A 19,804-nucleotide genomic window follows, 5' to 3' on the forward strand; every position below is an offset into this window, starting at 1 on the left:
AATCATGAACCGACGGTCGGTGCCGCGTGCAGGTTGCCGTCCGGTCCGGCCAGGCAGCTCGCCGAACGACCCCCGATGGCAAGGAATTCGCCGAGACACCGGCCGATCTGCTCGTAACCGGCGGCGTTGGGGTGGAAGGACTCCTGCAACGCGTGAGTCGCTCGTTCCTGTGCGCGCAGGTCAGTCCACTGCACGGCCAAGCGGCGGAACCATTCCCTGTTCGGGTCGGTCGACGAACACGCCTCCCGGCCATTGCCCGCGCGGGACAGATCAAGGAAACGGGCGCCGCTGTCCTGCGCGGCCTTGCGCAGTCCTGTCGTGAGGGTCGGCACGGCGGTGTTCCGGACCCACTCCAAATCCTCTGTCCTGAACGGACATCCGGACAGATCCTGCAGGCTGTGCAACACATCGGGGGAGATTGGGGAGGCGTACGACTGCAGCACGAGCTGGTAGTCACTGTCCTGATATCCCGCGCCCGCCATGACCTTCTTGATGTCGCCGAGGACCTTCGTCACCTTCGGGACCATCGCGTCGATCCGGCGTTGCCATCCTTGGCCGAGTGAAAGGCTGCACGCCGGTTTGCCTGTGTCGAACCACGCCTCGACGCAGCTGTTGAGCGAGTTGGCGAACGACGGGTCATCGTTCGCGCCGACCGCGACCACCACCGCCACAACCCGCTGCTGGCGCGCCAGCACAGCGAGCCTGCCTGCCTGCGACGGTTCGGTGTACTGCTTCGCCTCGCCAAGGCCGACCTGTGCGCTGGACGCACCGGAGCACGCCAGGCTGATCGTCGCCGCGACGTCGGGCATGCCCGTCTTGTGGATGGACGCGTTGCGTGACCTGTGACACCAGTCACCATTTTCGCCGTTCGTGCCCGGCTCGTAGTCCCCGGCGCCCTCACCTGAGATCGTGCTGTCGCCCATCGCGACCAACACCCTGGGAACGTTCTCCGGTGGCCGTAACCCCGGCTCAGGCGGTTGTTGCTGGTCCCCGCCCACGACGAAGACCGTGATCAGCGCGACTGCGAGCAGTCCCGCGAGAGCCATCAGGTGCCAGCGCCACTTTCGCATCTCTGCTAACTCTAGTGCGATGTCCCCATACAGTCGCCCATGCGGGAGGGGAGCCTATGAGCGACGTCGAGATCAGGACGGCGACCGACGCCGACTTAGACGTGCTGATCAGCACGTTCGGCGACGAGGACTTCTTCGTCGACCGGATGGCTCGGCAGCACGCCGGCCGCGGCATGCTGCTGACGGCATGGCTGCACGACAAACCCGTCGGGGACGTGTACCTCTGGCTGGAACGTGCCGACGAAGCCGAGGTCCGGGAGCACTTGCCCGGGGTGCCGTTGCTCAACCACGTCGAGGTCCATCCAGAACACCGCAACAAGACTGTCGGCACACAACTGGTGTGGGCGGCGGAAAGGCTTCTGGCACAACGTGGTCACGACCGAGTCGCACTCGCTGTGCGGATCGACAACCTCGACGCGCACCGGCTGTACTTGCGGCTCGGGTACGAGACGTGGCCGTATCCTCCGGTCGTCTGCATGTACGAGCTCCGGCTCCCGGATGGCACACGCAAGCGCTGTCCGGAAACCTGCTACATGATGGTCAAATCGCTCCGCGATAGCAGTGCATGAGACCGATGTCGGCGAGCAGTTTCTCCAGACCACCGCGCTGATAACGATGTTCGGTCTGTGCCACGTGCCGCTGCCAGATGCGCCGGTCGGCGCGCCAGGCTTCCAGGTATCGCACGCAGAAGTCCGGTTTGATCAGCATGCTCCGGCCGCCTGCCGCCTTCAACGCGATGATCATCCGGCTGCGCTCCGCCTCGGTGAGCGGCGCCGTCTCGGCCATCTCCAGCACTTCGGCGATGAAAGACCTGCGCTTGTCCAGGAACACACGCCAGTACGCGTCGGTCGCGTCGGTCAGGTCCTTGCCGGTGGTCAGCAGGCTGAAAAGCCCTTCGGCCAGAGTGTCGCCGAACTCCTCGGAGCGGGCGCGTTCCCCGTCCCGATAGGGGTCGTACGGCTTCTGGATGACCTGGCCGGTCATCGCCGACGGCCGCAATCCCTTGTCGTCAAGGAGGAAGAACCAGTCCTCGTTGTAGATGTTGGGAAAGAACGAGGTGTACGACCTGTTCCCGATCGCCAGCGCGCCGCCGCCGATGAACGTGTCCTGCTCGCCGCCGGAATCCCGGTAGGCGTGGCAGACAACGGAGTTGTCCCAGAATCCGCCGATCGACAGTCCCACGCCGGCGTAGCCGTCGAGCAGGCCGGCGGCCTCGTTGAGGTCTTCCACGCGCGGCACGCTGATGTCGTCGTCGAGGAACAGGATCCGTTCCCAGCCGGCCACCAGTGCCAGCAGCAGTCCGAGGTTGCGCTTGGTGCTGGTGTCGGTGCGCCGGTCGAACTTGGTGTGCCGCAGGATCGTCGAACTGTGGAAGGTCGGCAGCAGCCGCTTGCTCAATCGGGGCACGTCGACGGCCAGTATCTGCGTCCCCATGTCCTTGGCGAGGTTGAAAGCGGCCTCGGCGGATGCGCGTTTGCTGCACAACGCGACGAGGATGCACCCTTGCGCACGCGCTAACGCCATCGCGGTGCGCAGGTAGCCGACCGTCCGCGCGGTGGGCACGATGATCGCGTTGATCTCGGCGGACCGGGCGACCGCGTCGTCGGTGACCAGTTTGCGGTGCGATGGGATGTGGTTCGTGGTCCCCGTCGACGCGGTGGGATTCATGCTTCGGGCTCCAGCCACTCGTGCACCCGTGTGTCGGGTTGAGTCCAGTCAGGGGTCAACGCCTGCCCCATCACCACCTCGACACGGGTGAGGATGCTGAAAGCCGGAGCGTTGTCGAAGTGTCGTGCCAGGAACGTTTCGTTGCGATTGCGGAACCTGGCGTCGGTCAGTGCCCGGACCACGCCGAGCGTGCCACGGCCGTACATGCCGTTGCAGATGGTCACGGTTCGCTTGGCGTTGAACGGGTTGCGTCCTCGGTAGAAGTGCCCCACGTCCTCGACGAGCTGACCGTCCCGGTCCAGTTGTGGCGCGAACAGCTTCGTCCCGTTGTCCAACCGCACCTCGAAGCCGCCGATATCCTGCTCGTCGGCCCTGGCGACCTGACGGACCGGCAGTTCCACCCGCTTGAGCAGGTCGCGGGTGAGGAAGTTCCAGTCGACTCCGCCGAGCAGGACCAGGTGTGAGGTGTAGTCGTCGGTGACGAGTTCCGGTGCGGTCTTGAAGTAGACCTGGTTGTTCGGGTTGACCATCCGGATATGACCGTACAACTCGATCAACGCGTCGAGATCCGCGTATGTATAGAGGGCAACGTAGTCCGGGCTCGTCGGATCCGCGTAGCTGAAGCCGGCCAACAGGTCCTGCGGCAGCTGGGCGCACACGATGGTGATGATGTTCTCGTCGTTGAAGTGCCAGAAGCCGCCGGGCGGTCGCGGTGGTGCGTCGGTGATCGGGCCCGGTTCGGTTGCCGCCCGGTCGCGCAGCATGAACAGTTCGTGCCGCAGCGCGTCCCGGGTGGCCCGTTCGTCCTCGGTGAGCTGGCTCGGCAACAGCAGCCGATACGGGTTGGTCTCCACTGATCGCATTGTCGCGAAGAAGGTCGCGTATGCCTCGAGCCGCCGTGCAGGCGGAATCGCCGTCATGTTCTCCCACGACGAGATCAGCGAGATGCTCAGCGGTCTGCGCCCGCCGCCGAACGCCTCGGCCAGCTGGTGCTGGGTGATGCCCAGTCCCGGCCAGTGCTCCTCACGCAGCGCCCGCAGACGGCGGGCCAGCGCGCGGCGAGGGTCATCCGGGAGCACGGCACTTAACCTTTCAGTGAACTTCAGTTAAGCACTAGAAGTGCGAGTGTACAGCCCGGCCATCTCCACCTGTGAACCCCTATGTGTCATAAGAAGAACCCAGGTGGTGGCGGATATTGTGCATCACCATTACAAGCCTTACGCTGAAGCTTAGCAAAGTCGAGGCAACTTTACTGAAGTTTCTGAAATTCAGTTAGGCACAAGTTGGTCTCGACCGGGCACACCTTCGCAGGCAGGGACGGAGGAGACCAGGAGACACGCCGACCGGCGTCGACCAAACGAACCGGAAGGGGGTCGTCATGACGAACTCATCATCGCCACCAACCCCTGTGCAACCCCGTCATCGGGCCATCGTCGCCGTGGACATCGAAGGATCGACCACGAGGACCAACAAGGCACGCGCGTCGCTGCGCAACGCCATGTACGAACTGCTCGAGGAAGCGCTGCTGATCAGCGGCATCAAGGAGCACCACCGCGACGTGATCGACCGGGGGGACGGTGCCTTCATCCTGATCCACCCGGTCGACGACGCTCCGAAGACGGTCCTGCTCACCACAGTCATCCCGACACTGGCCGAGTTGCTCGCGCAGTACGAGCCCGAGCGGCCCGACCACCGGTTCCGGCTGCGCGCCGCGGTCCACGCGGGCGAAGTGCACTACGACAACCGCGGCTGGTACGGCGAGGACCTGGACGTCACCGCCCGGTTGCTGGACGCGCCGGAGCTCAAACGCAGGCTCAAGCAGACCAAGGCGCGGCTGATCCTGGTCGTGTCGCACGACATCTACCGCTCAGTGGTCCGGCACGGCTACGACGGCATCGACGACGCCTCGTACCAGCAGGTCGTGCAGGTCCAGATCGGCAGGCGGCGGCAGCGCGGGTGGGTGCAGATCCCCGGCGTCTCCGGCTACACCGGCCTGACGGCCTGATTCGCCTCGATGTGCTCGCTGATGGCGGCGATCACCGCGGGGGCGTTGGCATCGATGTAGAAGTGGTCTCCGGAGAACACCCGGAACTGGAACTCGCCGGTGGTGTGCTCGGCCCATGCGCGGGCCTCGTCCTGGTTCACCTTCGGGTCGGCGTCGCCGATGAACGCGAAGACGGGGGTCGACAGCTTCGGGCCAGGGGTCCAGCGGTAGGTCTCCGCGGCCCGGTAGTCGGCGCGGATGGACGGCAGCACCATCGCGAGGATGTCCTCGTCGTCGAGCAGGTGTGAGCCTGCGCCACCGAGCCGCTTCACCTCGGCGATCAGGCCCTCGTCGTCACGCAGGCTGACTTGTTCGTCACGCACCCGGCTGGGGGCGCGCCTGCCGGAGGCGAACAGCGCGGTCGGCCGCACGCCGACGTCCTCGAGCCTGCGGACCAGTTCGAACGCGACCGAGGCGCCCATGCTGTGGCCGAAGATGGTGAGCGGCTTGTCGGTGAGCGGCCGCAGCGCCTCGAAGACCCCGTCGGCCATCTCCTGGCACGTCTCCAGGCACGGCTCGTCGCGCCGGTCCTGCCTGCCGGGGTACTGGATGGCCAGCACGTCGACCTTGGGCGCCAACGCCTTGGCCACCGGCAGGTAGTAGCTGGCCGACCCGCCGGCGTGCGGCAGGCAGACCAAGCGGGCCGATGCTCCCGGCGCCTGGACGAAACGTCGGATCCACCGGTTGTCGGTCATTGCGTGTCATCCCATTCTCTCAAGCGCCCGAGTCGCTGCTCCATCCCGTCGAGACAGCGTTGCACGGCGTACTGGAAGAGGTCGGTGAAAAAGCAGGCTACGCGCTCGGGGTGACCGGCGATCGCGGCGACGAAGTCACCGACCGCGGCGAGGCCCGGCAGGTCGGTGCGGTCGCGGAACGCCTGGTACTGCTGCGCGTGCACACTGCGCATCGCGGCGATCCGGCGCTGGTCGTCCTCCAACGCGATGTACTGGCACGCCGTGGTCATCACGACGTTGTAGGCCAGGACGCTGTCGTCGCCGAACCCGGCTTCCTGCAACAGCCGCACACCCAAGTCGATGATCGGCCCGCCACACGACGCGGGCGGACCGTGCATGGCCAGCCGGTACGCGACGCCGGGGTAGCGGCGCAGCACTTCCCGGTGATCGTCGAGCAGCAGCCCGAACCACTCGCGCCATGGAAGCGTCTCGGGTGGGACCGTCAGCTCGCGGACCACATGGTCGAGCACGAGGCTGACGACGGCCTCCCGGTCACCGACGTGGTGGTAGATCACCGCCGGTGACGCCTCGATCCTGGCCGCGAGTTGCCGCAGCGTCCAGTTGTCCAGGCCGGTGTCCGCAGTCAGCGCGACGGCCTCGGCCACGATCTGCTCGACCGTGACCGCGGGCAGTCCGGCGCCGTTACGCGAGCGCGCCCGCTGCTGCGGAATCCCCATAGCGGCGACAGTAGCGTTTCCGGTTGCCGAGGCTGTGCCGATTGCTCAGAGTTAGGGGGTTTCCAACCCCACGTTCTCACAATGTGATCGCTGTCAGGTCCACGTCGTGCGCGGCGTTCGCGGTGACGTCACGCACTCGCTCGGCCCACACCGCGTGGCCGTGCTTTGTCCACAGTGGAGCGACGGGGAGTTCGCGGAGGATCTCGTTCTCGACCAGCCGGTAGTTCTCCGCCTGCACAGCGGGATCACCGGATGCGGCCGCGGCGTCGACGAACGGCTTGACAGCGGCCGTGTTCAGCCTCTTGACCAGCTCATAGGGACTGTCCAGGGCGAAGTCCAGCTGCCGGACCACGACGGCGGGGCCGGTGCCGGTCGGCAGCCTCAGATTGGCGCTGACCTGGTCAATGACCGCCTTCAGCTGTGCCGGATCGCCGTCGGTGAGGTTCACGCCGCCAAGGCCGGCCTGCTCGCGCAGGGTTTTCGCGGTGGCGGCGTCGAAATTGCACGCACGGCACACACCGGACGTTTCGCCCGGCGCGACGGCAGGCGCGAACAGCCTCGTGGCCGGGTCGAACTGGTTGTCGAGCGGGCCTTCGGTGACGGCCTTGCGGTTGATGGACAACGCGATCGCGTACCGCGCGGCCGGGTCGGTGATCTCCGGGCTGAACTCGAGGTAGCTGGCGGCCGGCTTCGGCCAGACGGCGTGCCGTGCGGCGAAGTCCTGGTGCATGGCGTGGTGCCTGCTGCCGGGGAAGTCGACGAGAAGGTCCAGCTTGCCCGCCTTGACCTCGTCGAAGGCGGCACCGAGGTCGCGGTACACCTTGAGGTCGATCCGCTGCGCCTTCGTGCCGATCGGGTTGATCCGGACCAGCCGGCCACCTTTGCCGTTGTCCCACTGCCCGTCGAGCCGGAACGGGCCGTTGCCGATGAGCTCCTTGCCACCGCGTACCGGCAATGCCCGCCACGAGGCGAGGAAGGCAGGCACGTAGCTGGCTGGCGATTTCGTGGTCAGCCGGATGGTCAGCTGGTCGACCGGCTCGATCCGGTCGACCGGAACCGGGTTGTCGGCCAGCTTGGTCCAGGCGTCCACATAGGAGTTCGCGGTGACCGGCGTGCCGTCGTGGTACGTGCTGGGCCGCAGCTTGATCGTCCACGTGACCTGGTCGGTACTGCCGGTGACCGACTCGGCGGCACGCGGGGTGATCTTGCCGGTCGCTGGATCGTAGTCGACCAGCGGCGTGTACAGCGCATTGCTGATCATGCGGTCACGCGCGGGTCCAAGTACCGGTTCGCCGATACCGACGGTGAGCAAACCGGGCTCCTGTGCGGGAACGGGCTCCGGAGTACTGCTACAGCCGGTGATCACGAGGGCGGCGGCGAGCAGGATCGTGGTGACGCGCATGTCGCAAGTCCTAGCAGATAAGGGCTGCAGCAACGACTAAAGGCCGTTGTGTCTCATTTGGTAAGGCGCTTAGGGTCACCGGGGTGCGTAGGTGGTTATTCGGTTCTGCAGTCGCAATGTCCGCGGTAGCGCTGATGTTCGTCAGCACAGTGCCCGCTCAAGCTTGCGGTGACGAGGTTTTCGGCAACCCGTCCAACGCCGCACATGCCGGCCATAGTGGTCCCAAAGCCGAGGGAGTGGCCGCGACCAGCGCGGTCAAGAACGTCGAACAGGTGGCCAACGTGCCGGACGCGGCCGGCGCCACCTCAGTGCGGTTCTTGAAGTACGGCCGCAAGGACGTGCTGTTCGTCTCCGGCACGTTCGGGTTGAAGTCGTACGACGTCGACAATCCGCGCAAGCCGAAGCTGCTCGGCGAGGTGAAACTGCCCGGGTTCTGGCAGGGCGAGGACACCGAGGTCGACGAGAAGCGCAAGCTCGTCTTCCTCGCTCGCGACCCGCGTGCGTACGGCGGCAACACGCAGACCGGCGAGTCCGGTATCTACACCGTCGACGCCAAACGCCCGGACAAGCTGGAGATCGTCAGCTACGTGAAGGTCCCGGCGGGCCACACGACCAGCTGCGTCAACGACTGCCGGTACGTCTGGACCGGCGGTCCGGCCAAGGCCGACAACCAGCCCGCTGACTGGGGCGGCCGGCCGATCTGGGTGACCGACATGAGGGACCCGCGTAACCCCAAGGTCTTCCCGAACCCGATCGACCTGTACCGCAACGACGGCAAGACCGACTACGCCCACGACGTCCAGGTGGACGCCATGGGCATCGCGTGGTCGTCGGGCCGTGGCGGTGTGCGCGGCTACTGGACCGACGGCTGGCACCGTGACCCCACGACCGGCAAGGTCCGCAAGGCCACGGCCTTGAATCCGGTCCCGTACGCCGGTGGCGGCATCTCCGAGCTGGCAGCACCGTCGAAGTTCATGCACAACAGCTACCGGCCGGTGGGCTGGCGCGCCAAGGACGGCGGCGACCACGAGCGCTGGGGCCGTAACGGCGATCTGATCTACGCGACCGAGGAGTCCTTCCTCGACGGATGCGCAGGCGACGGCATCCTCGTGATCGCGTCGCTGAAGGGCTCGTACAACGGTGAAGGCTGGCGGTCCACGCCGGACAAGCCGTTCCGGCTCAAGACCATCGGCAGCTGGGGCGTGGCTGGCCAGGAAGGCAGCGACCCGGCCAGCGGGGACTGCTCGGCGCACTACTTCGACGTCGAGGGCAAGATCCTCGTGCAATCGTTCTACGCGCAGGGCACGCGGTTCCTGGACATCAGCGACCCGACCAACCCGCGGCAGATCGCGTACCACCGTCCGGGTGACGGCCGGTCCTGGTACCCGGCCTGGCACAAGGGCCTGGTCTACGTCGCCGACAACACGCGCGGCATCGACATCCTGAAGCTCACCCGCTGAATCCCGGCACCGGCGCCCCTGACTGTGCGGTCAGGGGCGCCGAGCCTTGTGCACCACCGGCCCTGGTGGTGCACACGGGCGGCCAAGAACTGTCGTACCCCTCCGGTAACGTGAAGATCAGGGGCTCCCCTGGATGGCGGGGTTTGTCGCGATGGGCAGGCGCTCTCGCGACGCCGGGTTGTTCCCCGCGGCCCGGGATTGTGAGGCCGGGGTTGCGCGGCCGGGATCCTCCTTCGCGCCGCCGGGGTGCGCGGTCAGGGTCCTTCGAGGCCGGGCATGACGTCGGTTGCGATGCCGGGCTCCTTCGCGCGGCCGGGCTGCGCGGCAAGGGTGCTCGGCCCGGGGCCTTCGTGGTCGGGTCCTTCGCGGTCGGGTTGCGCCGCCGGGATCCTCCGCGCGGCCGAGATTATGAGCGTGGCTGTGCGCCCGAGATTGTGCGGCTGGTTCGTGAGACCGGGACCTGCCACAGGACTCCAGCAGCGGCCGAAACCCCCGCTGGATCTCCATGTTTAAGCTTTTGGCCCAAGGGGTAGACCCTTCGAGGGGCGTGGGCACATCTCGCCCAGGCAAGAGGGAGTGAGCCTCTCGTGGGACGTGCGATCGGGGGCGATCCGGCTGACGTGGCACGAGCCTTCGAGCATCTGCCCGCTGTGGTGTGGATGCTGGAAGGCCCAGAGCACATCGTGGTCGCCGCGAACCGTGCCGCTCGGGCGAGTGTCGGAGATCTCGATCTGATCGGGATGCCCATCCGGCTGGCCGGGAAGGCCCTGCCGGGTACACGGCTGCTGGACATGCTGGACGAGGTGTACCGCGAGGGCCGGACCCTCTCGGTCCAGGAAACGGACGCGCTCGTGACCGTGCGGCCGGTGATCGACGCGTACGACGTCGTGACCGGTCTGATCGCGCAGGCCGTGGTGATGTCCGACCAGCCGCCGCCCTTTCGGCGCGACGAACACGAAGTCGCGCTCGACCTTCAGCTCGCGGTGTTGCCGCACGGTCTGCCGGTCCTGCCGGAGATCAGCATGGCCGCCGCGTACCTCCCCGCAGGCGCCAACGACGCCGCCGGCGGGGACTGGTTCGAAGTGGTCCCGATGCCGGGCCGCAAGCTTGGGCTCATCGTCGGCGACGTGGTCGGGCACGGCCCGCGCGCGTCGGCGATCATGGGTCAGCTGCGTGCGATCGTGGCCGAGCGGATGCTGCTCGGCAGCGAGCTCAGGGACGTCGTCAACGCGCTGGACACGTTCGCCCACAACGCGCCAGAAGCCCGTGGCACGACGGTCTGCGTGGCCATCCTTGACCGGCAGACCGGTTCGCTGGAGTACTGCACGCGCGGGCACCCGCCGCCTCTAGTGGTCAGCACGAACGGGGACACGCGAGTGCTGCCGCAGCCGAGCGGGCCGCCGTTGGCCTTCGGCGAGGGCGAGTTCATGTTCGCCGAGGACGTGTTGTGGCCTGGCGAAACGATCCTGCTGTACTCGGATGGGGCGGTGGAGCGGCCCGGTCGCACGATCGTGGACGGGATAGGCGAGCTGGCCGCGTGTTCCGCGCATGTGGTCCGGTTCAACGGTACGGGCCAGCGCGCACTGGCCGACCGGATCTGTCAAGGCGGCCTGCAGCTGATCGAAGACAGTCACGCGCCGCACGACGATGCGAGCCTGCTCGCGGTGACGGTGCTGCTGCCGTTCGTCGAACCGCTGGTGATGTCGGTGCCGGCGGCCCCTGAGCAGCTGACCGAGGTCCGGCGTGAGCTCGGCAAATGGCTGGCCGACCTGCGGCTGATGGAAGACGACCTGGTCGCGGTGGAACTGAGCGTGATCGAGGCGGTCACCAACAGCATCGAGCACGCGTACAGCGAGCCCGGCGGGGAAGTGCACATCGAAGCGTCGCTTGACGAAGTCGGCCGTCTGCACGTTCAGGTCGCGGACACCGGCGCGTGGAAGAGACCCGACGACGAACCGGGTTTCCGCGGTCGCGGCATGCTGATGATGCGCGAATCGATGGATGAGATGCGTTTGTCCACCACGTCAAAGGGAACAGTGGTGGAGATGTCCAAAACCGTGCGGCGACCGGTGCGAACCGGCGCGACACGCGTGGCGCCCGCGCGTGACGAAGAAGCAGACGACCTGCACATCGAGACGATGAGCGCGCCGGACTCCCTGTGGCTGACAGTTTCCGGAGCGCTCGACGGCAGTTCGGCCGCCCGGTTGCGTAGTGCGTTGCTGGAAGCCGCGCGCGGTGGCAGCCGATTGCCGATCACGCTCGTGCTCGACGACGTGACCGCTCTCGGCAGCGCTGGCCTGCGAGTGCTGACCGAGCAAGGCAGACGGCTCGGTGACGCGGGCAGAGTGCTTCGTGTTGTCGCGACGCCAAGCAGTCCGGCCGGAAACGTGTTGTCGATCAGTGGCGTGGACATGCTGCTGGATGTCCGGGCGCACGCTTGATCTGCGAGTACGCGCGGTACCCCATAGGTTGGACACGCGAGAGAACCAACCCCAGAAGGAGCGGATATGCTCGCAGTTACGGACGCCGCTGCCCAGGCAATCGAGGCGTTGACCAGCCAGAACGGTCAGCAGCAAACCGAGGGCGGGCTCCGGTTCAGTTTGCAGTCCAGTGATGACGCCGGTGCCCAGCTGGCGCTTGCCGTGACCAAGCAGCCGGAGCAGGGCGACCAGGTCGTCACCGCCGACAACGGCGCGAATGTGTACCTCGAACGTGGCGCGGCCGAGTTCCTTGACGACAAGGTGCTCGACATACAACGCAACACGGATGGCGAGGTCGCCTTCGCCCTTGCGCCCCAAGGCGTATAAAAAGGTCGGGCTGAAGGCGGGCGTGGCGGTCGCCTTCAGCCCGGCCACTCTGGTGCCCCTCATCGCACACGTTTGCACCGGCTGTAGATCAAGGTATGACCCAGCTGTCGGCGCGGCCATGACGAATATGACCTAGGTATGGCGAAGAACCCCTAGTGGTTGCGCTGCGCGGACCTTGTCTGTCCAAAAGGGACAGCGCGGAGTGCGAATGCCCACCCGACCAGCGCGATGATGAACGCTGGCAGCCAAACCGCTCTGGCCAGTACCCACATGGGATGATCCGGCAAAGTGTGCAGACCAGGCAGGACACCGAAAGCGCCGAGCAGCAAAGTGACCGTCAGCAAAGCACTTTGATGTAGCAAGAACAGTGCCAACGCGTGCCGGTTCAACCAGTTGGTTATTCGCCACCGTATCGGCCTCGCCAGCAGCAGCACCAGTCCGATCTGAGCAGCGGCCAACGCCAATGCCGCAGGGGAGGGCGGTGCGAGGTTGGAACGTGCCTCACCCGTCCCGCCCACCGCACTGACGGGGTATCCCGCGTACGTCACAAGCACGAAGTAGGCAACGGCACCCGTTGCCAGCAAAGGCAATCCCCATGCGCGCTGAAGGCCGACGCGCGCCATCACAACGCCCGCTTGCCAAGGCGCCCACCACACAGCGAGCACATTGATCTCAGTGAGGGTGAATTCCCCAATGATCGTAAGCATTGTCGGGATGAGGATCGCCCATGCGCCGAGTCGTTCGTCCAACCATCGGAAGACCGGTGTGAGTCCTTGCAGGATGACGTAGACACCGAGAAACCACAGTGGACTGACAACCAGGTGGATGACGGTCCTGCTGGTCTCGTCGGGCATTCCGCTGACAATGATGATCAAACCCCACACGCCGACAACGACGGCGACGGGGATCGCGAGCCTGCGGACCTTGAGCCATAAGGCTGTTTTGGAACGCGCGGCGGCGAACCCACCGGCGAAGAAGAAAAGCCCCAACGTCTGCAGCAGCCAGCTCACCGGCGCCAGCTCCGGCATCCACCGCAACGGACTCTGCACAGTGAAGCCGTCCGGGCCGGCGACGAGTGCGGTCACCAACCAGTGACCCGCGATGACCCCGACTACAGCGACAGCGCGGATCAGATCGACCGCAGGGTCCCTCATGCCCAGATTGTGACTCAGCCGTCGGGCACCCCGCTCATAGAATGCGGCCATGGGGAAGGGCGACAGCACCATCCGGATCAGCGACGCGGAGCGAGATGAAGCCGTCGCGAAACTCGGCACGCACATGACGACCGGCCGACTGGACCTGTCGGAGTACGAGGAACGCTGCGGGCAAGCGGCAGCGGCCAGAACGAGAGCGGACCTGGAGGCCCTGTTCGAAGACCTGCCCGCACCGCACCCTGACCTGAGTTCAGCGACCCGCCCGGTCGACATCGTCAAGAAGACGGGCCAGCTGGTGAGCAGGTCAACGAAGAAGGAGCTGGAAACGCCGACCACCGCGGCGCTGGACGCGATCGCGGGCGTGGCGTTCATCATCGGTATCCCCGCCGCCATCCTGCTGACGATCTTCCTGGGCATGTGGTGGCTCTTCATCCCAGTCGGGGCGGTGCTCGTGATAGCGGGCAGCGCCAGCGACGCAGCGAAGAAGCGCGCCTCGGAGTAAACGCCGGGGGCTGTACAGTCAACGTACATGGGTGGCGTCTTCGTCAACTACCGCACCGGAGACGGGGACTGGGCAGCGGCACTGATAGCCCGTGAACTGGCCGTGAAGTTCGGGCAGGAGAAGGTCTTCTACGCCAGCAAGTCGATCCAGGTAGGAGAAGACTTCACAACCCGAATACTCCAAGGACTGCGCCAGTGCGCCATTTTGCTGGTCGTAATCGGCCCCCAATGGCTGCATAAGACCGACCGCCAAGGTGCGCGCCGCCTGGACAACCCAGAAGACTGGGTCCGCCGGGAGATAATCGAAGCATTCAGCTGCGGTCTGCGTGTGATCCCGGTGTTCCTGGACAGCACAGAGGTCATCAGTGAACGTGACCTGCCGGATGACCTAGCCTCATTGGCCCGGTGTCAGTACTTGCGATTGCACCACCGCAATGACGACCGAGACGTCGCTCGCCTCCTCGAAGAGGTCGGCACCATTCTTGATGGCACTGTCCCTTCGGCAGATGTCGTTCCGTGGTTGAAGAAGGCTCTCGCAGATCCGGGCCAGTTGGCTTCTGTACGTGAGGCTTTTGACGCGGCCACGACGAAGGCACTGGATGCCCTCACCGATTCCCGTTACCCGGTGTCCATGCCCGACCTGCCGGAGGAGGATATCCCGGCAGTGCTTGAGGAACGGCTGGTGTCGTACGCGGACGACATGATGCCGCTGCTCAAACTTGTGGCCGCCGGCGTTGCCTTTGGTGATGACGAGTTGTGGTTCCACGCATTGACCCGTGTGCTGAACCGGCCCACCAAGCGCTCGACCCGCTTCAATGAACCGTGGGTTGCCGCATCGGCTTATCCAGCACTCCTTCTGCTCTATGCGATCGGCGTAGCCGCGATGGCTTCCGGCCGCAGTGAAGTCGTCTACCGAGCGCTTACCGATGTCAAGGTGCAAGCCTCCGGCGACACGGTGCTGCGTGCCTTGGCGTTGCGCCATGTCGTCGATCCCCGGCTGGCGGAATCTTTTCCCAGCGCGCGGGGCCTGCCTCATCGTTACGTCCTGAGCAGGCACCTTCGACTGTGCCTGAGGACTGCCTTCGAGGACATCTCGGATGACCGCGATTACCAGGCGGCATTCGAGGAGTTCGAGTACCTGCGAAGTTTGTTGGAGCTGCACGACACCGCGTTCACGTCGTTGGGAGAATTCGCGTTCCATTGTGCAGAAAACCGGATAGCCGTCCACGAACGTGTGAAGAAGCTGCTCAGTGCCGACTCGGCTCTACTGGCTTCTGGTGCGTTCAGCGGTGTCGTCAATAATGTGATCGCCGCGCGACGGCAACTGGACACGACTGTCCAGGGCAGATACTCCCGGTGATGGTGGGCGAATGGTCGGGGTCGGGAGAACTTATTCCTTCTTGCATTCTATGCCTGCGCAACCCAGTTGATCTCTGGATGAGGTGTTTCCGCCCCCGTCCGAACTGTCGATCGCGCTCATTCCGTAACCATAATTATCTTGAGAGCGATTATTTGAAACCTCGATCCCGGAGTTGACTGGTCCATTGACGAAGAGTCCACCACGTATCACGGTGGACGTGGGGTCCTTTTCGGAATATCCATTGTTTGTGAACAAATTGTGCGAGACTTCGTATTGCACTCCACTCTCAATTTGCAGCCCGAGAAGGCTGTTTGTTGTAAATGTATTTCCCGTTATCCGTCCACTTGTGCGCCATACGGCCAGGCCATAATGCATATTGGAGAACTCATTGCGTGCAATGTCCACGCTGGCGTAGCTTATAGAAATGATCGTCGGTCCGGGTTCTCGACTTTCGGGTGTTGTGAATGCAGTGTTCTCGGTCATTGTTATGTGTTGTGCGGCGTGGTTTGTAAAAGGAAGAATGCGGTTGTTCTTCAACGTAACGGAGTGGCATCTATAGCCGATTTCGGTCGAATCGACGTCACTGCCCTCGATTGACAGGTAGCTCTGGTCCACCTCGTCGGCGCATGATATGTCAGAAAGTTTTAGAACGCTTTCTGCTAGTGTGCACCTGCTGTGGCTGGTGCATAATGCTTTGCCTCGTTCCGCTCTCTGTTTTGCATTGTTCGAAAGAGTGGAGTTTGCGATTCTGATGTCAGAGTTCTCGTGGAACATGAAAGGAGCGTTGCCAGTGAGATTGGTGTGCGAAACCTGAACGTCGAGTGCGTTGACCCCGTAGATGTCCCCCGCGAGTTGTTCGAAGTTGTTGGCGTCGGCTGACGATGCCACGGTCATGGCCGAGAGCTTGACCCCGGACACGTCGGTCAAGCCGACACCGGTTCTGAACCGGGTCAGCGTGCCGTTCTTGATGGTGGTGTTCTGGATCGTCCGAGAGCCGGCCACCTTGATTCCGGTACTGGTTTCGCTAGGGGTGTCAGTGCTAAGCGTGTGCCCGCGAAGGTCAAGAGTGACGTTGTCGGCGGCGATGGTTAGCGCGATGTCATTGGGACAGACGAGGTCGTTCTTGAGGACGGCGCTGGCAGTCAGGACGTCACCGCATCGCACTGGCGGTGGTTCGGGCGCGACAGTGAGCTGTCGAGATCGCTGAACCTGGACTCCGCCAGCCAGCACAGCCAGAGTCACGGTGTAGGTGCCCGGTGCTGCGAAGGTGTGCGAAAACTCGGGGAGCGACGACACGGTTTCGGTGCCTTGGTCGCCTTGGATGGTCCATTCCCAGCGATCGGGCCAGCGCCCGCTGACCCCAGCGGTGAACCGCACGGCTTCACCGACGCGTGGTGTTTCCGGATCGACGCTGATCGAATCGATGCGCGGTGGCGTGCCCGCAGGCTCGATGATCACTGTGGCAGTGGCGGTCGGTGCGGCCAGTCCGCTGGTGAGGGTCGGCGCCACGTTGACCTGGAACTGTCCTGGCCTTTGCCAGCGGTGACGTACGACGAGTCCTGTCGACTCAGTGCCGTCGCCGAAGGTCCATCGTGCGGTGGCGATGCCGATAGGGCTGCGCGATACGACGCTGAGCTCGAACTCATCGCCGACGAGCCCACGGTTGCGCGGTTTGATGACGATGTCTGCGATGGGCGCGCCAACTGGTGCAGGCGGGTTGGGCTCGAACCTGCCTGGTCCGCTTACTGGTGGCACGTTGCCGGTCGGGCCGGATCGCGGTCGGTTGGTTGGTGGTGACGACTGCCGCGGAGCGCTTGGAGTGTTCGCGGCTACCTCGACAGGACCAGTGTCTGGCTTGGTTGGGTTGTACTTCGAGACGGCACGGACATTGCCGTCGAGGTCGAGAACGCCCGCCTGGTCGCTGTCGGGATCGTTGTAGAACACGATGCCGTCGTGCGACAGTAGCTCGAAGCGCACTGGACGGTCGAACAGCTGGCGTTCGACGACCACGCGCATCGTGGTGAGATTGACGATCCACACTCGTCCAGTCGAGTAGTCCGGCACGATCGCGTGGTTGTCGACCTCCACCGCAGCACCGAGATCTGCCTTGCCCGCCCCCAACGGGACGGGCTCATGACATGCCGAGTCGAACGCGCAGACCATGAGCAAGCCGCGGGAGGCGATGGAGATCAGGATTCTGCGCTCGGTTGGCGAACCGGTCACCGATACCGTGTCGTCTGGTCGCACGTCCGCGCGGACCGACGACAGGATCGAGCCGGTCTCGGGGTCGAGGAGAGAAACCTGGCGTCGGTCCAGGTCGAGCAGTGCCGGATGGCCGGACGCAACAGCGATACGGGTTCGTTCCGCTGTACCGGCGTGGTCTCGTGAACCCCGGGAGTCGGCGGCGAACCATGACAGGTCGCCGGTGCGCTGATCGAGGAGCCACAAGCGGCCGCCGCCGTCGACGATGGCCCCGTCGGGAGTGACCTTGGCAGCGAGGGAATGAGGCGCGCCGCGGGGCGTCAACGTGCCTGGGTCGATCGGGGTGAGGAGTCCGCGCTCTGAGTTGAGGAGGTGCAGGGTCTGGGGCGTTGGGAACAGCGAAGATCCCAGGGGCTTCGACGGCTGGGATGGTTCCAGCGTCGCGCCGTCCACCCGGACGACTGAGTTGTCCAAGAGGTTGAGGGCATAGCCGGTTGGCCCCAGCTGCGAAGAACGAATGGGTGTGCCGGGCGGTGCGACCGAGACCTTCGCCGCGACCTCTGCCGAAGAGCCGTCCAGCAAGGTCAGTTGGCCGACTTTGCTGGAAGCCAGCCACGCTGCCCCGCCATGTAGGCGCACCCGTGGAGCCTGATGGGCCTTGTCCGCTCCCACCACGACAACACTCGTGAGGCACGTGGCCGCCGCTAAACACAAGGCCCAGAAGCGTTTGCGTCGGATTATCAAGACACCCCCAGTTCTCGCAAGTTCCTTCGGGTTGTGCGGGCGTGGCGCCAGCTGACCAGCAACGGCCGTGGGCTGAGCCAGGCTCGCAACGAGCGCGGCGAAGGGCGCGGGCTGAGTTCGCGGCGCAGTTGCTTTTCCAGTTGCCAGGCATGGCGCGCGTCGTCGTTGGTCACGTGGTCTGGCGCGAAGACGGCTGCGGTTGCCAGTGGCGCCAGCGGTGCCAATCCCACAACACGTTCGGCTGCTTCCGCGAACGTCGTTGATACGGCGAATGTCGCTCCGCGTTCGACAAGGCGGTCTGTTGCCTCATCCCATGCGCCCAGCACCCGGGCCGCATGATCGGGCGCCTTGCGCCTGCGCCAGCGGCGACGCGCTTTCTCCGCGAGGATCAAGCCGGTCAGGAGAATCAAGAACGAAACGAAGCTGATCGCCACGACCGCTGTCGTGCGGAGGACGTCACCCCAGCCGGAACCTGGCTCTCCTGAGGGATCCGGGGTGGGGCCCTCGGCGGGTGGGGCTGCGAGCGGCGGGTTCGGGGGCGGTGGTCCGGAGACCGGGCTGTCCGATTGAGTACGGGGTTCGCTCGGTTTGCTCTTGACGTCGGTGGGTTCGAACGGGACCCAGCCGACCCCGTCGAACGCCACCTCGGCCCAAGCGTGGGCATCGCTGGTCGTCACGGAGCCGTTGGCTGGCAACCGATATCCCACTGCGACTCGGGTGTGGAACCCCAATGCACGAGCGAGCACGGCGAATGCGGCGGCGTGTTGCTCGGCATGGCTTGCGGCGTCAGCTGGGTCAGTGGCGGTCAACACGCGGGTCAAAGCGCCGTACGAGTGGCCAGGTGGGGCATCGATGTTGTACGGCAAGCGCCGCAGATAAGTCTCGATTGCCAGGAGCTTCGCATAGGGCGTTTGGGCGCCGAGGGTGAGTTGTTGGGCCAGCGCGCGGAGTTGTGGCGGCGGGCCGTTGGGCAATGGGACGGTCGCGCTGGGTATTGCGGCGTGGAGGCGTTGGTCATCGCGTGGGTTTACGTTGCCGACGATGGTGTAACGCAGGCCTTTGGGATTGGTTTCGGTTGTGGCGAGGACACCGGAGGCTTCGCTGTAGCCGATCTTGGTGATGTCGTCGACTGTCAGGTCGAGTCTCGTCGGCTCGCCGACCACCGGCAGGAACGGACCTTTGAGGGTGTCTATCTCGATGTCTGCTGTGACGGCCGGGCCGTCGACGTCAGAAAGTTGACGGCCTGCGACAACGAACTGGTCCGCCGATGTCCACAATGTACCGTCGTAGTCGTTGAGAGTGGCGGTTCGGATCCGGTCAACTGCTGGGTCCGTGCGGACAGTGAACAGTTGGCGTGGCGGTTGTTCGCGGAGCTGGCTCTTGATTTCGGCCAGGGGCGTCAGGGTGTCGGCGATCCACAACGGCGCCTTGTGCAGGTCCCGGGGATCGAATCGGTCATCTCCCCGGCTGAGTGGCGTTATGAGGCCTACGCCGATGCCCAGAGCAGCAACGATGACGACAACCGGAACACCGTATCGGAGGGCGCTTTGGTTGGCACGCAGCAACACCAGGGACAACGCGCCTGCGAGGAACACTGTGGTGGCGATGACGTGAGTGCCTGGCCGGTCGCCGACGAACAGCAGCGCGATCGCGAAGGCCGCCAGCGGTGGTCCGATGGGCGCGAGCGCGGAGCGGGTGCGTGTGGCCAACGTTGTTCCGGTGAAGCCGGCGATCCACGCGATCAGTACCGGGGTGATGAGCAAGTCGCCGCGTACGTCGACTGGCAAGCCGACTGTGAGCATTCGAGCCCATCCGCCGACCACGCCCCAGAACAGCTCTGTCATTGTTGCGTTGCTCGGCGCCCCATACTCGACTGTGTCGGCAAAGACTCCGTAGATGGCGAGGACGATGAAACCGCCGCACGCGATGAGTGCGCTCCTGGCCAGCGACCAACGTTGGATCGCGGCAATCAAAGCACCGC

16 protein-coding genes are annotated in these 19,804 nt (G+C 65.0%); 7 read left to right on the forward strand and 9 right to left on the reverse strand.

Going from position 1 to position 19,804, the window contains the following annotated elements:
• Positions 1 to 2: 2 nt before the first annotated feature.
• On the reverse strand, positions 3 to 1,070 hold the full coding sequence (locus B9C43_RS04570) for a GDSL-type esterase/lipase family protein (RefSeq protein WP_084424786.1): 1,068 nt from the start codon (positions 1,068 to 1,070) through the stop codon (positions 3 to 5).
• 56 nt (positions 1,071 to 1,126) lie between these two features.
• Here B9C43_RS04570 and B9C43_RS04575 point away from each other — a divergent pair, with 56 nt between their 5' ends.
• Positions 1,127 to 1,639 carry a GNAT family N-acetyltransferase gene (locus tag B9C43_RS04575; protein ID WP_084424788.1) on the forward strand — a complete coding sequence of 171 codons (513 nt, stop codon included), beginning with the start codon at positions 1,127 to 1,129 and terminating at the stop codon, positions 1,637 to 1,639.
• Here B9C43_RS04575 and B9C43_RS04580 read toward each other — a convergent pair.
• Positions 1,611 to 2,738, reverse strand: coding sequence for a hypothetical protein (locus B9C43_RS04580; protein WP_084424789.1), 1,128 nt, complete (start codon positions 2,736 to 2,738; stop codon positions 1,611 to 1,613). The genes B9C43_RS04575 and B9C43_RS04580 overlap by 29 nt on opposite strands.
• The gene (locus B9C43_RS04585; RefSeq protein ID WP_084424790.1) at positions 2,735 to 3,817 is read right to left on the reverse strand and encodes a helix-turn-helix domain-containing protein; all 1,083 of its coding nucleotides are present in this window, start codon (positions 3,815 to 3,817) and stop codon (positions 2,735 to 2,737) included. The genes B9C43_RS04580 and B9C43_RS04585 overlap by 4 nt, the downstream gene beginning before the upstream one ends.
• A gap of 299 nt (positions 3,818 to 4,116) precedes the next feature.
• On the opposite strand from B9C43_RS04585, the gene B9C43_RS04590 reads away from it, so the two are divergent.
• Positions 4,117 to 4,743 (forward strand): nucleotidyl cyclase domain-containing protein, encoded by a 627-nt coding sequence (locus tag B9C43_RS04590; protein WP_084424792.1) that lies wholly within the window; start codon positions 4,117 to 4,119, stop codon positions 4,741 to 4,743.
• On the opposite strand, the gene B9C43_RS04595 is transcribed toward B9C43_RS04590, so the two are convergent.
• The 3 genes from B9C43_RS04595 to B9C43_RS04605 form a co-directional block, all read right to left on the reverse strand.
• Positions 4,722 to 5,477 (reverse strand): thioesterase II family protein, encoded by a 756-nt coding sequence (locus B9C43_RS04595; protein WP_084424793.1) that lies wholly within the window; start codon positions 5,475 to 5,477, stop codon positions 4,722 to 4,724. The two genes, B9C43_RS04590 and B9C43_RS04595, sit on opposite strands and share 22 nt — an antisense overlap.
• Positions 5,474 to 6,193 (reverse strand): TetR/AcrR family transcriptional regulator, encoded by a 720-nt coding sequence (locus B9C43_RS04600; protein WP_033391571.1) that lies wholly within the window; start codon positions 6,191 to 6,193, stop codon positions 5,474 to 5,476. The genes B9C43_RS04595 and B9C43_RS04600 overlap by 4 nt, the downstream gene beginning before the upstream one ends.
• 76 nt (positions 6,194 to 6,269) lie before the next feature.
• Positions 6,270 to 7,595, reverse strand: coding sequence for a peptide ABC transporter substrate-binding protein (locus tag B9C43_RS04605; protein WP_084424795.1), 1,326 nt, complete (start codon positions 7,593 to 7,595; stop codon positions 6,270 to 6,272).
• A gap of 116 nt (positions 7,596 to 7,711) precedes the next feature.
• On the opposite strand from B9C43_RS04605, the gene B9C43_RS04610 reads away from it, so the two are divergent.
• From B9C43_RS04610 to B9C43_RS04625, 3 genes are all read left to right on the forward strand, one after another.
• Entirely contained in the window at positions 7,712 to 9,055 is a 1,344-nt protein-coding gene (locus tag B9C43_RS04610; RefSeq protein ID WP_143446111.1) for an LVIVD repeat-containing protein, read from the forward strand.
• A 587-nt stretch (positions 9,056 to 9,642) separates the two neighbouring features.
• The gene (locus B9C43_RS04620; RefSeq protein WP_084424800.1) at positions 9,643 to 11,496 is read left to right on the forward strand and encodes a SpoIIE family protein phosphatase; all 1,854 of its coding nucleotides are present in this window, start codon (positions 9,643 to 9,645) and stop codon (positions 11,494 to 11,496) included.
• Between the two features lie 66 nt (positions 11,497 to 11,562).
• Positions 11,563 to 11,862 (forward strand): iron-sulfur cluster biosynthesis family protein, encoded by a 300-nt coding sequence (locus B9C43_RS04625; protein ID WP_033391576.1) that lies wholly within the window; start codon positions 11,563 to 11,565, stop codon positions 11,860 to 11,862.
• A gap of 152 nt (positions 11,863 to 12,014) precedes the next feature.
• Here the strand turns inward: B9C43_RS04625 and B9C43_RS04630 are convergent, their stop codons facing one another.
• Positions 12,015 to 13,016 (reverse strand): acyltransferase family protein, encoded by a 1,002-nt coding sequence (locus tag B9C43_RS04630; protein WP_160096317.1) that lies wholly within the window; start codon positions 13,014 to 13,016, stop codon positions 12,015 to 12,017.
• A 49-nt stretch (positions 13,017 to 13,065) separates the two neighbouring features.
• On the opposite strand from B9C43_RS04630, the gene B9C43_RS55390 reads away from it, so the two are divergent.
• Positions 13,066 to 13,518, forward strand: coding sequence for a DUF1707 SHOCT-like domain-containing protein (locus tag B9C43_RS55390; protein ID WP_143446113.1), 453 nt, complete (start codon positions 13,066 to 13,068; stop codon positions 13,516 to 13,518).
• A 27-nt stretch (positions 13,519 to 13,545) separates the two neighbouring features.
• A complete protein-coding gene (locus B9C43_RS04635) occupies positions 13,546 to 14,877 on the forward strand; it encodes a toll/interleukin-1 receptor domain-containing protein (RefSeq protein ID WP_084424803.1) in 1,332 nt (443 codons plus the stop codon).
• Positions 14,878 to 14,907: 30 nt separating this feature from the next.
• Here the strand turns inward: B9C43_RS04635 and B9C43_RS04640 are convergent, their stop codons facing one another.
• On the reverse strand, positions 14,908 to 17,751 hold the full coding sequence (locus B9C43_RS04640; RefSeq protein ID WP_143446114.1) for a PKD domain-containing protein: 2,844 nt from the start codon (positions 17,749 to 17,751) through the stop codon (positions 14,908 to 14,910).
• 68 nt (positions 17,752 to 17,819) lie between these two features.
• Complete coding sequence (locus tag B9C43_RS04645) at positions 17,820 to 19,667, reverse strand: transglutaminase TgpA family protein (protein ID WP_143446115.1); 1,848 nt, start codon at positions 19,665 to 19,667, stop codon at positions 17,820 to 17,822.
• Between the last annotated feature and the right edge of the window lie 137 nt (positions 19,668 to 19,804).

The organism is Kibdelosporangium aridum (genome assembly GCF_900176515.1).
GTDB lineage: Bacteria > Actinomycetota > Actinomycetes > Mycobacteriales > Pseudonocardiaceae > Kibdelosporangium > Kibdelosporangium aridum.